Source organism: Candidatus Poriferisocius sp. (genome assembly GCF_965214065.1).
Taxonomy (GTDB): domain Bacteria; phylum Actinomycetota; class Acidimicrobiia; order Acidimicrobiales; family Bin134; genus Poriferisocius.
On sequence record NZ_CBDCAT010000028.1, the window covers coordinates 289621 to 303796 of the forward strand.

The window sequence follows — 14176 nt, forward strand, 5'->3', positions numbered from 1 at the left end:
TCGGGTAACTGTAGCGCGCCTGACCTTCCCTGTCATTCATCAAAGCTGCAAAACGACCGGTGCCCCGGACCCTAAGGCCCGGGGCACCGAGTGTTCAGTTCAGGAAGTGGTGTTACAGGGTGCGCAGCCGACGGCTGAGGCCGAACACCATCACACCGGCGAGGGCGATGCCCGTGCCGATGATCACCAGCAGCGATGTATTCACACCGGTTTCCGCCAGCATGTCGTCGTCCATACTGATGTTCACGGAGGCGGAGGCAGCCTCGCCATCTGCAGCCATCTGGAACAGTAAGAAGGTGACGCCGTCTTCACCGACTTCCACACCTTCTGCGGTGAAGGAGCCACTGTTGTCCTGTCCGCTACCGAAACCACCGCAGTACTGCATCAGACCTGCTTGGTCACCCACCAACGATGCGTCGCCGGTGTTGCAAACCACAAAGTTCGTGGCCTGGGTGAAGCCGTCAGGCGTCAACGTGAAGTCGTAAGTGCCAGCTTCGGGCACTGAGGCCGGATCAGCGGTAAGCGTCTGGTCCTGAGCCGAAGCGGAACCGGCGAACATGAAGCCGACCAGCGCCACTGCCAGCCCAATGAAAATCAACTTGGTCTTGGTCATAGTTGTGTCTCCTTGAGCCACGCCAATGGTCGGCCGGCCCATACTCGGATATTGGGCGAAACTCTAGCCTCTGGTGTCATCTATGTCATGTATTCGTTGATTTATCTCCGGTGCAGGGGTTTTGGGCCGCTGCCGGTAGGGTGCGCGGCGTGCAGGCCATCCGCAATTTCCGCTCGCTAGGAGGCCAAACCACCCTTGATGGCCAGCAGGTTAGGGCGGGTCTGGTGTATCGGTCGGCCCACTTGGCGGAGGCCACTGAATCTGATCTGCAAGAGCTGTCTGCCCTGGGCATCCGCACGGTGTTTGATTTCCGGAACCAGGGGGACCTCGCCGCTGAGGGGCCCAATCGGCTGCCCAAGGGGGTGGAGCAGGTCTCGCTGCCCATGGCCGACCCTGCGAACCGCACGGGGGCGCGCACAGATTTTTCTCTGCTCAGCGCCGAAGAGCTGGAGGAGCGATACGGCGGCGGAAAAGCCTTCCAATGGATGAAAGAGGCATCGGGGCGTTCGGTGAGCGATCCGGAGCGGACCGCCCAATTTGGCGAGTTCGTGAGAGGGCTGTTGGCGCCGGGGGCGGTCCCGGTGCTGTTCAATTGCAGCGCTGGAAAAGACCGCACCGGCTGGGCCGCCAGCCTGCTGCTGTTGGCGGTGGGAGTTTCTGGCGATCAGGTGCTGGAGCACTACTTGGAGACCAATCAACATGTGGCTGCCGGGCGGCTTGGCGACCTGCTGATGCCGCTGGCCACCGTGCATGAGGACTACTTCGCCGAGCAGATGCGGGTGCTGGCCGACACATGGGGAGGCTTCGACCAGTACTGGGCCGAGGGCCTGGGCCTAGACGCCGCCCATCGGCAGGCCTTGCGAGAGCTGCTGCTGGATTAGGGAGTCTTGAGTTCCCCGATGTTGTGAACGGGGGCGAGGGTGTCTTGAAGGTAGTCGGGGCCCTCCAAGGTGTCGACGAACCAGCCGGTGGGGCACATGGTGAGAATCTCCACCAGGCTGAATCCGGCCCCGGCCTGCTGTGACTCGTAAGCACGAGTGATGTAGCGCTTGGTGCGGGCTACGTTGCCGGCGTTGTTTACTGCGCACCGGGCGACATAGGCCGCGCCGTCCATGGTGGCAGCGAGGTCGGAAAGCAGAATCGGGTGGCCGTGCTGGTGGGGGTCACGGCCTTCGATGGAGGTCTTGGTGCGTTGGCCCAGGGTTGTGGTTGTGGTCATCTGGCCGCCGGTCTCGCCGAACACCCCGTTGTTCAACAGCAAACAGGTGATGTTCTCGCCCCGGGCGGCGGCGTGGAGCACCTCCTGGAGTCCCTCGTTGACCATGTCGCCGTCTCCTTGGACGGTCAGCACGAACCCTTCGGGCAGCATCCGCTTTATCCCGGTGGCCACCGAAGGCGCCCGGCCGTGCAGGGCCTGCACCACTTCCACGTCGAGGTTGTGGGCAAAGGCGGTGTAGCAGCCGATACCGAACACTATGATGGTGGACTGGGCGAGCTGAAGCTCTTCGATGGCCTCCATGGCGGCCCGGATGGCGATGGGCTCCCCGCAACCGGGGCAGAGATGGTGGTTGGCCTGGGTGATGAGCGAGGGGGTGAAGTCGTCCACCAGAGCGGCGGGCTCAGTGGGGGGCCGGTCAGTGGACAGAAAGAGTTGGTCGTCGCTCACGGCCCATTTCCCTTCATGTCAGGGCCTCGAGGATGCGCTGGGAGATGTCGGGCACGTTGATGTCGGGACCGATCCCGAATCCGGAGTGGTCCCAACTTGGGCCCCCGATGAACTCCACCGGCACCGCCCCCATAGTAGCCAAGCGCACATCGTCGACCATCTGGCCCATGTTCTGCTCGTATACCGCCACCTTGGCCGAACCGGAAGCTGCTTTATGCACCGCCTCTGATGGGAATGGCCACAGCGTGATCGGTCGGACATAACCCACCCGGTGCCCGGCGTCGCGCAGCCGCAGGCAGGCGTAGCGCACGAATTTGCCCACCGATCCGTAGGCGGCCACCACCAGATCGGCGTCATCGCAGAACCCGGTGTCGATCAGCGGCTCGACACCGGTGGCCATGTCCTGGATGTGGTCGGCGCAGGCGGCGTAATGGGCGCCCAAGTCGAATCCCTCTTCTCCTTCGACCCCGCCGCCCAGCGGAGAGATGATCTTGGCCGCCCCCGAACCGCCGGAAGACCCGTTGAGCGCCCAGTCAGGCACATGGGGGGCGGTTGGGTGGAAGGCAGGTACCGACACTGCTTGATAGGTATGGGCCAAGTAGTAGTCGCCCAGCACCATGACCGGGGTGCGCCAGTGGCCGGCCATTTCGAACGCCAGCCCGGTCAGTTCCACCGCCTCGGGCACGTCCATGGGAGCGAGCACGATGTGGCGGTAGTCGCCGTGGCCACCCCCTCGGGTGGCCTGGAAGTAGTCGCCCTGGCCCCGGGCCATGTTGAACACCACCAGCGGCAGTCGGGCGTTGGTGATCTCCGAGAGCGACTCCTGCATGAGCGACAGGCCCTGGCCGGTGGAACCGGTGGCGGCCAGATGCCCGGTGGTGGCTGCTCCCCAGGCCATGCCCACCGCCTCCAGTTCGCTCTCGGCATTCATACACACGCCGTTTACCTCGGGCAGCGTCGCGGCCATGTACTCCAGCAGCTCGGTGAACGGGGTCATGGGATAACCGGCGAAGAACCGGCAACCGGCAGCCACTGCGGCTCGGGCCATGGCCTCCGAGCCCTCAATCAAAACCCGCTCGCTCACGATCCGCCTTCTAGTTCGACGGCCATCTCCAGGGGGGTCTCGTACTTGTAGACCTGGAACACGAAGTCGGGGCAGATCTGGGCGCAGGCCTGGCATCCCGTGCAACCGGCCAACAGCCGGGGGTAGCGGTAGCCCTTGATATTCACTTCGTGGGTGGTCATCTCCAGTACTCGGGGCGGGCAGGCGTCGATGCACAAATCGCAGCCCTTGCAGGCCTCAACGTCAATCACCACGGTGCCCCTCACGGTGACGGTGCTTGGGGGAGTGCTGGGGCTCACGCAGCAATCTCCCAGCCGGTGGCCAGCGCCGCTTCGTTGGCCTCGATCAGCTGGCTGCGGTAAGGCGGCACCGAGCGGCGCATGCCCTCCACCAGGCCGTCCAAGCTCACCAGGCCGGACGTTCTTCCATATACGCCGGACATGACCATGGCGGCCAAGAGCGGGTTGCCCAGATCGGTGGCCACATCGGTGGCCGGTACCTCCACCACCCGGTAGCGGTCGTGGTCTAGCTGATCCTCGAACACTGACGTATTCACCAGCACCAGGCCGCCATCGCTGATGAGCCCCCGCAGCGGTGCCCAATACTGGTGGTGCATCAATACGGCCGACCATGTGGCCGACAGCACTGGGGGCGCCTCGATGGGTTGGTCGCTAATCACCACCGTGCTGTCGGTGTTGCCCCCCCGCATCATGCCGCCGTAGCTGCCGAAAACCAGCACCTCTTTGCCATCGGCGGTCGCCCCTTGGGCGATGACCTGAGCGGCCAGTTGCACCCCCTGGCCGCCGATCCCGGTGAGCATCAGCTCCCGCTCTCCGGTGGCCTGGAGACTCATCTGCTCCACCGGACTAGCCGGTTCGACTCGGCTCATCTGCTCCACCGGACTGGCCGGTTCGACTCGGCTCATCTGCTCCACCGGACTGGCCGGTTCGACTCGGCTCACCGGCCCTGCCAGACAGGGGGCCGCTTCTCCACGAATGCCCGGGGGCCCTCTTTGAAGTCCTCGGTCTTGGCGATCTCAGCCCCCAACCGGGCGGCGACACCAAACCCCTCGGCTTCGGTGGTCTCCAGCCCGTCGAGGATGGCCCGCCGGGCGGCCCTCACCGCCAGCGGGGCGTTGACCACGATGCGCTCAGCCAGTGCCTTGGCTTCGGCTAATGCCTGGCCGGGTTCGCACACCACGTTGACCAAGCCCAAGGCGTGGGCCCGGTGGACGTCGATGGTGTCGCCGGTGAGGGCCAGCTCCATGGCGATGTTGGTCGGGATGCGGCGGGGAAGCCGGGTGACACCCCCTTCGGAGGCCACCAGCGACCGTTTCACCTCGGGCAGCCCGAATACCGCTTCGGTGGACGCCACCACCAGGTCGCAGCCCAGCACCAGCTCGAATCCGCCGGCCAATGCCGGGCGGTCCACCGCGGCGATGACCGGCTTGGCCCGCTGCCGCCGTGCGAACCGGCCGAAGCCCTCCTCTTTGGTGATGAGCCCCGCCGCTCGGCCCTCGGAGATGGCCTTGAGGTCGGCGCCGGCGCAGAAGATGCGGCCGTTGCCGGCCAGGATGGCCACCCACAAGCCGTCGTCGGCTTCGAATTGGTCGAAGGCCTCGCCCAGGGCTGAGGCCAGCTCCGGGCTCATGGCATTGCGGGCCTCGGGGCGATTCAGGGTGATCACCGCCACCTTCCCCTCGGCTTCGTAGATGACCAGGCTCATCGCTCTCGCAACCTCTCCCTACTCCGGATCTCTGACCTTCAGGAGCTGTTTTCCGTGGTTGGCCCCGTTGAACAGTCGCAAGAAGGTGGAGGGGATGTTCTCGAACCCCTCCTGGACATCGGTCTGAAAGGCGATCTCTCCTTCGGCTACCCACTGTCCCAGGTCGGCGGAGGCGGCGGGCACTCGGTCCATGTGGTCGAACATCACGAAGCCCTGAAGGGTGAGCCGCTTCTCGATGATCTCGAACATGTTGGACGGGCCGGGCCGGCGCATGCCCTGGTTGTAGGTGGAGATTGCCCCGCAGACGGCGACACGGCCCCCCATGTTCATGTGGCCCATCACGGTCTCCAGCATGTCGCCGCCCACGTTGTCGAAGTACACGTCCACGCCGTCGGGGCAGACTTCGGCCAGTCGGTCGCCTACGTCTTCGTTCTTGTAGTCGATGGCTGCGTCGAGGCGGGCTTCTTCGAGGAGCCAGCGGCACTTGTCGGCGCCGCCGGCGATGCCCACCGACCGGCAGCCCTTGATGCGGGCGATCTGAGCGGCCACCGACCCGGTGGCTCCGGCCGCTCCCGAGGTCAACACTGTCTCACCCGGCTGGGGTCGGCCGATGTCGAGCAAGCCGATGTAGGCGGTGAGGCCCGTGCCCCCCAGCGGTCCCAGCATCACCGGGATGGGCGTGCCCGGCGGCACCACCCGAACCTGGTCGTCCACCACTATGTAGTCCGACCAGCCCATCATGCCGCTGACCAGATCCCCCTCGCTCAGTGCCGGCGTGTTGGACTCAACCACCTGGAAGACCCCTGGCCCCACCATGGGCTGGCCCAGCGGCGCGGGCGGCATGTAGGTGATGAAGTCCTCCAGCCAGGTGCGCATGGCCGGCTCGAAGCTGAGGTAGCACAGCCGGGCCAGCGCTTGGCCGTCGCCCGGCTCTGGAATCTCGGTTTCCCGGTACTCGAAGTTGTCCACGCAAACCGGCCCATCGGGCCGCACGGCGTAGATCCACTGGCGGTTCATTCCGCCAAACTACTCCGGCAAGGGGAGCGATCCCCTCAGCGGGCGGGGCGGACCGACAAGCACGTAAACCCCAGCTCTTATATCCGAGCAATCCCCTCAGCGGGCGGGGCGCACTCGCAGCATCATCTTGGCGATCAGGCGGTCGCCCTTGCCCAGATCTTTGATCTCGGCCACCACCCAGCCGGTCGACGGGTCGCCCATCCAGCGGCAGGTGCTGTACACCGGGCCGATCTTTCCCCCTAGCAGGTAGCGGATGTCCATGTCGGCCACCGCATGGGGCGAGCCGAATTCATGTTCGGCCAGGGTCTCGGCCCCAACCTCCCCCACCAGGGTGACCATGGCGCCCTGCATGATGCCCGCCGGGTTGAGCAGCTGCGGGGTGAGCTCTGCCTCCACATGGCCGACCGCGGAGTCAACCACCTCGATGCTGGCCACTTCGGCCAGCGGCCGGTCGATATCGGGAAGCCCCATGAGGTCGGGCCGGGGCGGGTCGTGGATTGGTTTGGCCGGGTCGCCGGGACGCTGCTGGTGGCGCCCGAAGCCGATCTGGGCGTAGCCCACCTCGGCACCGTCGGGAGCGGTGAACCGGCATTCACAGGCCAACGTGCTGGCCCCGGCCCGCAGGACGTCGGCGTATACGTCGATTTGTTCGGGCAGGGGCACGGCTGCGGTGCGAAGCTGGAAATCGGTGGTGAAGTGCCAGCAATCCGGGTCTTCCTTCTCGCCGATCATGCCGCCGGTGATGTCGGCGGCCAGCATCAGCACCGACGGCCTCACTTGGCCTCCGTGGCACTGCTCGTCGAACACCCGCAACTGCCCGTAGCCGGGCTGGGTGTTGGGGTCGCAGTAGATGCCCAGCTGGGCCAACAGGGTGAACTGCGGAGGTGCTTGTGCCGGGTCGGTCATGGCCCCCCAGTTCTAGACGGTGGCGCCCTCCAGCACCGTGTTCTTGAAGAAGTCGGGGCGGGCTTCGGTGAAGAAGCGGTGGGCGTTGCCGAAGGTGAAGGCCCGGAACTGGTCCTCGTTGAGCCAGCCGTGCTCCACCTGCTCCCACACCTCGGGCATGACCTCGCCCATTTCGGGTACGTCCCAGTGGCCCACATCGGAGGAGAAGATGGCGTTGAGGGTGGCCCCTTCGGGAAGGGCGCCGTCGAAGGCCAGCCGCACCAGGGGGTCGTCGGCCTCGCAGCCGAACCAGTAGGAGCGGTCGATCTGATCGAGGATGTCTTGGGGGCTGGAAATGCCTGCGGCCTCGAAGTCGTGGACGACGTCATCGCCGCTAATGCCCTTCTGCATCATCTTGCCGAACCCGGCGCTCAGATCGATGGGGTCGTTGGCTTCGGCCAGGAGGTTGTCGAAATACTCGGGCTCGAACAGTTTGGGGTCGTAGGCCTTGAGACCCTCGGGACCTCGCTTTTCCCAGTGGCTGAGCAAGTCGCACACCATCTGGGCGCCCCAGGTGACACCGCCTTCGAGGAAGCCGAGGCGAAGGTCGGGGAAGCGGTGGGTGACCCCGCCGAAGAAGATCGACTTGGCCGTAGCCTCGCTGGCTGTGCCGAAGTTTCCCATGTGGTTGTAGGTGAAGTTGGAGATGGACCGCCTTCCGTCCCAGCCCATCGACCCGGAGTGCAGGCTGGCCGGGGTTTGCAGCTCCACCAGACGCTGCCACAAGGGGTCGTAGTCGTAGGCCGAATCGAGCCCCAGCGAGTCGATCCAGGTGGCCATCTCACCGCCGGCGGGCAGTTGGCGGGGCACGAACCCGCCGATCATCACGGCCTTGAAACCCAGCTCGGTGACGGCGAAGTCGAGCTGTTCGACGGCCTCGGTGGGGGTGTGGGTGGGGATGGCGGCCACCGGGGTCAGGCGGTCTTGCAGCCCCTGGTAGCTGTCGGCAAGGTACCGGTTGAGTGCCCGGCAGAGCTTGTTGCGAACTTCGTCGTCTTTGTAGGCGGGGAAGTTGAGGCCGATGCTCGGGTAGCAGACCGCGAAGTCCATGCCCAGCTCCTCGATTCGGTCGTGGAACAGTGCGGGCGACACCGCGGTGGCGAAGTCCTTGGTGTTGGCCAGCGGCAGCGCCCACCACGGTCCCCGGAAGCTGCGCCGGGCCAGCCGTTCATCGGGCGACAGGGAGGACCAATTGGGCTCCCCGCTGAAGGAGCAGTTGGCCATTTGAGGGTAGAGCCCGCCGTCGAGCCCCTCGTCGAGGCAGTACTGGTGCAGGGCCGGGTAGTGCTCGAACACATGCCCGTCGGCGTCTATGACCGGATGGCCGAGGTCGGCTCGAATGTCGGCGGCGGATCGCTGGCTGCTCATGGCCGACACGCTACCTACTAGTTTAAACCCTGTCTCAGCGACTCCCGATTGAGAAGGTTCCAGCCATGAGCACTGTCACCCCTGTTCGCCCCTGCATCTCGGCCGATTCGCACGTTACCGAGCCCGACAACACCTACATCGACTACATCGACCCCAAGTTCAGGGATCGAGCGCCGCGGGTGGAGTGGGCCGACGACATGGGCGTGTTCATGTCGATCGACAACGGCCGCAACCGGATGCCGTTCGGCATGATCGCCGCCGCCGGCAAGAGCTGGCACGAGATCAGCATCAACAGCGGCACCCGCTGGGAGGACCTGCACCCCGGCGGCTACGACCCGGTGGCCCGGTTGGAGGAGCAGGATCGCGACGGGGTGGTGGCCGAGGTGATCTACCCGTCGGTGGGCATGACCATCTGCAACCATCCCGACGGCGACTACAAGAAGGCCTGTTTCGACGCTTACAACCGCTGGATTGCCGACTTCAACTCCCATGCCCCGGAGCGGCTCATCGGATTGGGCCAGACCGCGGTGCGGTCAGTGGACGAGGCCATCGCCGACCTGGAGGCCATGTGCGACCTCGGGCTCAAAGGAGTCATGCTGCCCGGCTACCCCGCTTCGGGGGTCGACTACGACCACCCCGATTACGACGCCTTCTGGGAGGCGTCGGTTTCGATGGGAATGCCGCTGTCGTTCCACATCCTCACCTCGGGCAACGACCATCCCATGGCCGCCCAGTTCCGGGGGCCGAAGATCAACTCGTTCTTGGGGATCATCAGGGGGAACCAGGACATCATCGGCACGCTTATCTTCGGTGGAGTGTTCGAGCGCCATCCCAACCTGCGGGTGGTGTGCGTGGAGGCCGACGCCGGATGGGCACCCCACTGGATGTACCGGGCCGACCACGCTTACAACCGCCACCGGAATTGGCTTGAGAGCGCCGAGCTGTCCAAGAAGCCCAGCGAGTACTTCGCAGAGAACGTGTACCTCACCTTCCAGGACGACTGGGTGGCCTTCAAGCTGCTCGATCTCATGAACACGAACCGGGTGATGTGGGCCAACGACCACCCCCACTCCGACGCCACCTGGCCCTGGTCACAGGAAATGCTCACCGAGCAGACCACCCACATGACCGACCACCAACTAGACCGAGTCCTCCGCGACAACTGCGCCGAGTTGTACGGGTTGACGGTCTAGCTTCTTCGACTGTCGGCGACAGCCGCGAGGAATTTTCTAGCTCCGGCAATTACTGGATTTTGTGCTCGGCAGATATTGGAGTTTGGGTTCGAGAGCGAGGGCAGGATTGTTGATCGAGTGTGGGCCCTGCCGCTCAGCGCTTTGTGGCGTGCTCCAGCCAATAGGGACGATTGAACAAAGTTGCAGCAAAGTTGGTGTTTTCAGGGGGGAATGTGTCACTGGGGTTGATATAATGTCATGTATGGAAGTTGCTCATAATCCCAGTTCAGGCGGTGTTTGTGCCAGCGTTGGTGCTGGCGTGGCTGCGGGTTTCGGGTTCCCGGATTTTTCTGGGGCGGGCGCTTCGGAGCTGTTGGGTTTGATGGGTGAGGCTGATCTGTTGCGCCGTCGGGCGGAGGGCTATCTGGTAGGGCTGGTCCCCCGCTACGGCGAGCTCGAGGGGCCGGGAGCGGCTTCCACGGTGTGCCACCAACTGGGCATCAGCGCATATCGGGCCCGCCGGCTGGCCAAGACGGCTCAGGGTGTCGCGGCCATGCCGGAGGTTCTGGGCGCGGTACAAAACGGGCGTATCTCCGCGGATCAGGCCGGGTTGGTGGCCGAGTCGCACAAGCGGGCGCCGATGAGTGAACAAGACCGCCAGGAGATCTTGGCGCTGGGCGGCTGGCAGGGCCACGACGATTTCAAAAGGACCGTCGCCGCCCGCGAGGACCAGCGCCGCGCCGCCGGCGGCATGGGACGCGCCGAGCGCCAACGGGCCCGCCGCAGCGCCAAGGTGTTCGACGCCTCCGGCGGCATGGTGGTGTTGCACGCCGAGTTCGACCAGGTGTCCGGCGAGCGGGTCAAGACCGCCCTTGGCGCCATGAGCGCCAAGATGCTCGGCGACGACATCGCCTTCGACCCCATCCGCACCTTCGAGCAGCGCAACGCCGACGCGCTGGTCGCGCTCATCACCCAACAGCCCGCCGCCACAACCCCAGACGCAATTGCAGGCGGTGCGGCGGGCGGGTTCGACTGCGGGATCCGCCCGCAGAAAACAGTGCTGGTGGTGTCCGCCGACTACGACGCCATCGACGGCCAACTCAAAAGCGCAGGGCTGATCGACGGCACCCCCATCGAACTAGACGAGCTCCGCCGCCTGGCCTGCGACGCAGAGATCGTTCCGATGATCTTCGCAGCCGACGCACAGCCCCTATATGTGGGAAGAGCCCAAAGAGCGGTAACCAAAGCCCAGAAGCTGGCCCTTTACCGCAGAGACCGCGGCTGTGTGGGCTGCGGCCTCAGACCCCAGGTGTGCGACGCCCACCACATCCAACCATGGGACCACAACGGGCCCACCGACATAACCAACCTGGTGCTGTTGTGCCCCCGCTGCCACACAAAAGTCCACAAACACGGCCACACCATCCACCACGACACCAAAACCGGCCGATACCACCTCCAACCCCCACCCCGGCCCAACCCCACAACCCACCCACCGCCCGCTGTACTACTGGCAGCCGCCTGAGCTCACCTCCCTGAACCTCCCCGGGAATTGCGTGGCTTTTGGGGACCCAGCAGTGACACTCGGGACTGTCAGAGCCACCCAACAACGTAAAGGGGGGTGTTATGCCGTGAGAGGGTTCTCCCAGCGAACCTCGGCGAAGCGGGCGAAATCGGTGTCAGTGCTCATGACTGTGAGACCGTGCTCCATGGCCAGCGCGGCGAGCATGGCGTCGGGTACGAGGTTGGCCGTGGCGTGGTGTTTGGTGAGGAGGTCGCCCAGGATCGTCGCAGTGCGCTCGGAGGGTGGCGGGATCCAGGTTGGTTCGGCGGCGAGCCAGCGCTGCACGCAACCCCATGCCTGCCCCGCGGTCAGCGGGTTGGAGTAGACGCGCGGGTTGGTGCCGATGCGCAGGAAAGCCCCGAGGGTCTGCCACGGGAGCGCCACCCTGCGGCGGCCGTTCAGCACCGCCACCAGCCACCGCGCTGACCGCTCGTGGTGTGGTGAGGAACTGTCGGCGGCGTGCAGCAGCAGATTGGCATCGATCAGCACGGCAGGCCGGTCTCGTCCAGCAGGCCGATCACGTCGCCGATGTTGGTGACATCGAGCTTCTGTCCCATGTCGTAGGAGTCGTGTTCGTAGGGGGGAACGGTCTTGGGCTTGGCCAGTCCCTCGCGGACCAAGCGGTTGACGGCCTCGCTCACGCCGATGCCCTCGGATCGCCGCAGACGGTCCACAGCAGCAGCCACATCGTCTTGCAGCGTCAGTGTTGTGCGCATGACAGAAGCTTAGCATCATGATGCAGAGCTATCGTCATACGATGCGACTACCCCGCCGCGGATGGAGTAGGAGGCGTTAGCGAAAAGTCAGACCTGCCTGGCTTTGAGGGCGTACCAGACCCGTTCGGGGGTGCAGGGCATGTCGATGTGGGTGACGCCTAGATGGGAGAGGGCGTCGATGATGGCGTTCTGCACTGCGGGGGGTGCTGCGATGGCGCCGCTTTCTCCCACTCCTTTGGCGCCTAGGGGGTTGCGGTCGGTGGGGGTTTCTATGAAGTGGGTCTCTATCTCGGGGACATCGCCGGCCGCGGGTACTAGGTAGTCGGCCAGGCTGGTGGTTAAGGGGTTGGCGTCGGCGTCGTAGCGCATCTCTTCAAATAGGGCGACGGCTATGCCTTGTACGGCGCCGCCTTGGACTTGGCCCGAAGCCTGAACCTCGTCGAGTAGCCGGCCGCAGTCGGTGACGGCGACGTGGCGGATCAGGTCTACTTCGCCGGTCTCGGTGTCCACTTCGACCACGGCGACATGGGTGCCGCCGGGGAAGGTGGGTTGGCCTTGGTCATAGGCGGCTGCGACCTCAGTGCCGGCCAGATCGGCTAGCGGGATCCCCTGTGTGGGGGTGCCTCGCACGCCCAGGGTGGCATTAGGGCGCAGCTCGACGTCGGCCACGGCCGCTTCGAGCCGCTCGGCGGCCCGCTCTCTTAGCTTGTCGTACAGCTTGGTGGCTACCTCCAGAGTTGAGCTGCCGGCCAGCGAGGCCGATCGGGAGCCGAAACTGCCCAGAGCGGATCGGAAGCGGCCGGTGTCGGGGGTGGGTGATGTGATCAAGACGGGGTCAAGGCCTAGGGCATCGGCAGCTAGACGGGTTATGACGGATTGCATTCCCTGGCCTATCGGGGCCACTCCGGCGTCTATTTCGATGCAGCCGTCGTCGGTCACCCGGGCCGTGGCCGGTTGGCAGGGTTCATGGCGACCGGTGAAGTCGGCCCAGCAGCCGATGCCAATGCCCAGTAGACGGGTTTCTCCCGAAGTCCGGCGGGCGACTTGGTCTGCTCGAAGTCGCTGGTAACCGACCAGATTGAGGGCCTGCTCCAGGGCGCCGAGATGATCGGCTTCGTCCATCACTAGTTCGCCTGGTGTTTGGCGGGGGAAATCCTGAGGCCGCAGCAGATTGCGACGTCGAACCTCGGCCGGGTCCAGCTTCAGAGCGCGGGCGAGTTCGTCCATGGCCCGCTCCAGCAGGCCGATGGCCTCAGCCCGGCCCGGGCCTCGATAGGGGCCGGTGGGAACGGTGTTGGTCATCACCGCCGAAGCGGTGACCGCAGCGTGGTCGATTCGGTACGGGCCGGGGATGAGCCGCTGGGTTTGCAGGGGCTCGAAAGCGCCCATCCCCGCGTAGCCGCCCACGTCGGCAGCTACCTCAGCCTCCAGCGCGGTGACTGTGCCGTGTTGGTCGGCGGCAAGGGTGATGCGCTGGTCTTGGTCGCGGGCTTGCATCGACAGCAGATTCTCGGGGCGGGTTTGGACGAACCGCAGTGGACGATTTAGCCGCAGGGCCAACTGGGCGGCCACGGCAAACAGTCCGTTCTCACCCCAGCACTTGCCACCGAAACCGCCGCCGATGGGGGGAACCACCACGCTTATCTGTTCATCGGCGAGGTCCAAGGTGCTGGCAAGCTCATCGTGGGTGAGGGCGGGCATCTGGGAGTTGATGTGGATCGCCACTCGGTCGCTGTCGAGGACGACCAGGCCGGCAATACCCTCGATGGGGGAGCACGCCACCCGGGGATAGTGCTGGGAGACAGTGACGGTCACCTCCGCGCCGTCGAGCGTCGCTCGGACGGCTGTCCGATTGCCAGACGGGACGGAAAGCACGGTGTTGGATCCGTGCTGGGTATGCACGAGTAGGGCGTTTTCGCCGGTCGCAGAGGCCAGATTGGGGACTGGGAGCAGTGGCCGGTAGTCCACTTCCACTAGCTCGCAAGCGTCGGCCGCGACCGCCTCGCTTACCGCAACCACCGCGGCGACCGCCTCACCTACATAGGCCACCGACCCCTTGGCCAGCGGAGATCGGCTGATTTCGACTGGGGTGACCCCCTCCACGCTCGGCTGGGTGATCAGATCGAGGTCATCGGCGGTGAACACTCCGGCCACGCCGTCGAGAGCCTCGGCCGCCGACTTGTCGATGCTGACGATGGCCGCCCGGGCCGCGGGAGACCGCACGAAGCCCAGCCACAGCGCCCCCTCAGCGCTGAGGTCGGCGCCAAAGCGGGCCTGGCCGGTCAGCAGGTCGAAGTCCTCGACCCGGCCTTCCCAAGAGGTCACAC

15 protein-coding genes are annotated in these 14176 nt (G+C 65.3%); 3 read left to right on the forward strand and 12 right to left on the reverse strand.

Features of this window, described 5'->3' with window-relative positions; all coding sequences use genetic code 11:
- Positions 1-112: 112 nt before the first annotated feature.
- Positions 113-613, reverse strand: coding sequence for a hypothetical protein (locus tag ACOOGG_RS12735; protein WP_420435598.1), 501 nt, complete (start codon positions 611-613; stop codon positions 113-115).
- A gap of 149 nt (positions 614-762) precedes the next feature.
- Between ACOOGG_RS12735 and ACOOGG_RS12740 the strand changes: the two genes are divergently transcribed.
- Positions 763-1494, forward strand: a complete 732-nt coding sequence (locus ACOOGG_RS12740; RefSeq protein WP_420435600.1) for a tyrosine-protein phosphatase — start codon at positions 763-765, stop codon at positions 1492-1494.
- Here the strand turns inward: ACOOGG_RS12740 and ACOOGG_RS12745 are convergent.
- From ACOOGG_RS12745 to ACOOGG_RS12780, 8 genes are all read right to left on the reverse strand, one after another.
- A complete protein-coding gene (locus ACOOGG_RS12745) occupies positions 1491-2279 on the reverse strand; it encodes a thiamine pyrophosphate-dependent enzyme (RefSeq protein ID WP_420435602.1) in 789 nt (262 codons plus the stop codon). The two genes, ACOOGG_RS12740 and ACOOGG_RS12745, sit on opposite strands and share 4 nt — an antisense overlap.
- A 13-nt stretch (positions 2280-2292) precedes the next feature.
- Positions 2293-3363: a hypothetical protein gene (locus tag ACOOGG_RS12750; RefSeq protein ID WP_420435604.1), complete on the reverse strand. Its 1071-nt coding sequence runs from the start codon at positions 3361-3363 to the stop codon at positions 2293-2295.
- Entirely contained in the window at positions 3360-3641 is a 282-nt protein-coding gene (locus ACOOGG_RS12755) for a 4Fe-4S dicluster domain-containing protein (RefSeq protein ID WP_420435606.1), read from the reverse strand. The genes ACOOGG_RS12750 and ACOOGG_RS12755 overlap by 4 nt, the downstream gene beginning before the upstream one ends.
- Positions 3638-4303, reverse strand: a complete 666-nt coding sequence (locus tag ACOOGG_RS12760; RefSeq protein ID WP_420435608.1) for a 2-oxoacid:acceptor oxidoreductase family protein — start codon at positions 4301-4303, stop codon at positions 3638-3640. Before ACOOGG_RS12760 ends, ACOOGG_RS12755 begins: the two co-directional genes overlap by 4 nt.
- Entirely contained in the window at positions 4300-5067 is a 768-nt protein-coding gene (locus ACOOGG_RS12765; protein WP_420435610.1) for a crotonase/enoyl-CoA hydratase family protein, read from the reverse strand. The genes ACOOGG_RS12760 and ACOOGG_RS12765 overlap by 4 nt, the downstream gene beginning before the upstream one ends.
- A gap of 18 nt (positions 5068-5085) precedes the next feature.
- On the reverse strand, positions 5086-6084 hold the full coding sequence (locus tag ACOOGG_RS12770) for an NADP-dependent oxidoreductase (protein ID WP_420435612.1): 999 nt from the start codon (positions 6082-6084) through the stop codon (positions 5086-5088).
- Positions 6085-6180: 96 nt separating this feature from the next.
- A complete protein-coding gene (locus ACOOGG_RS12775) occupies positions 6181-6990 on the reverse strand; it encodes a PaaI family thioesterase (RefSeq protein WP_420435614.1) in 810 nt (269 codons plus the stop codon).
- Positions 6991-7002: 12 nt separating this feature from the next.
- A complete protein-coding gene (locus ACOOGG_RS12780) occupies positions 7003-8397 on the reverse strand; it encodes an amidohydrolase family protein (protein ID WP_420435616.1) in 1395 nt (464 codons plus the stop codon).
- Positions 8398-8462: 65 nt separating this feature from the next.
- Between ACOOGG_RS12780 and ACOOGG_RS12785 the strand changes: the two genes are divergently transcribed.
- Both ACOOGG_RS12785 and ACOOGG_RS12790 read left to right on the forward strand, forming a co-directional pair.
- A complete protein-coding gene (locus ACOOGG_RS12785; RefSeq protein WP_420435618.1) occupies positions 8463-9590 on the forward strand; it encodes an amidohydrolase family protein in 1128 nt (375 codons plus the stop codon).
- Between the two features lie 241 nt (positions 9591-9831).
- Positions 9832-11094 (forward strand): DUF222 domain-containing protein, encoded by a 1263-nt coding sequence (locus ACOOGG_RS12790; protein ID WP_420435620.1) that lies wholly within the window; start codon positions 9832-9834, stop codon positions 11092-11094.
- A 99-nt stretch (positions 11095-11193) separates the two neighbouring features.
- Here ACOOGG_RS12790 and ACOOGG_RS12795 read toward each other — a convergent pair whose 3' ends face one another.
- The 3 genes from ACOOGG_RS12795 to ACOOGG_RS12805 form a co-directional block, all read right to left on the reverse strand.
- Positions 11194-11622, reverse strand: coding sequence for a TA system VapC family ribonuclease toxin (locus ACOOGG_RS12795; RefSeq protein WP_420435622.1), 429 nt, complete (start codon positions 11620-11622; stop codon positions 11194-11196).
- Complete coding sequence (locus ACOOGG_RS12800) at positions 11616-11849, reverse strand: ribbon-helix-helix domain-containing protein (RefSeq protein WP_420435624.1); 234 nt, start codon at positions 11847-11849, stop codon at positions 11616-11618. Before ACOOGG_RS12800 ends, ACOOGG_RS12795 begins: the two co-directional genes overlap by 7 nt.
- Positions 11850-11936: 87 nt before the next feature.
- Positions 11937-14174, reverse strand: a complete 2238-nt coding sequence (locus ACOOGG_RS12805; RefSeq protein WP_420435626.1) for a xanthine dehydrogenase family protein molybdopterin-binding subunit — start codon at positions 14172-14174, stop codon at positions 11937-11939.
- Between the last annotated feature and the right edge of the window lie 2 nt (positions 14175-14176).

Coding starts and splice junctions, on each gene's coding strand:
- ACOOGG_RS12770 (WP_420435612.1), bottom strand. CDS start 6,084: ATGAACCGCCAGTGGATCTACGCCGTGCGGCCCGATGGGCCGGTTTGC.
- ACOOGG_RS12785 (WP_420435618.1), top strand. CDS start 8,463: ATGAGCACTGTCACCCCTGTTCGCCCCTGCATCTCGGCCGATTCGCAC.
- ACOOGG_RS12800 (WP_420435624.1), bottom strand. CDS start 11,849: ATGCGCACAACACTGACGCTGCAAGACGATGTGGCTGCTGCTGTGGAC.
- ACOOGG_RS12790 (WP_420435620.1), top strand. CDS start 9,832: ATGGAAGTTGCTCATAATCCCAGTTCAGGCGGTGTTTGTGCCAGCGTT.
- ACOOGG_RS12735 (WP_420435598.1), bottom strand. CDS start 613: ATGACCAAGACCAAGTTGATTTTCATTGGGCTGGCAGTGGCGCTGGTC.
- ACOOGG_RS12765 (WP_420435610.1), bottom strand. CDS start 5,067: ATGAGCCTGGTCATCTACGAAGCCGAGGGGAAGGTGGCGGTGATCACC.
- ACOOGG_RS12775 (WP_420435614.1), bottom strand. CDS start 6,990: ATGACCGACCCGGCACAAGCACCTCCGCAGTTCACCCTGTTGGCCCAG.
- ACOOGG_RS12780 (WP_420435616.1), bottom strand. CDS start 8,397: ATGAGCAGCCAGCGATCCGCCGCCGACATTCGAGCCGACCTCGGCCAT.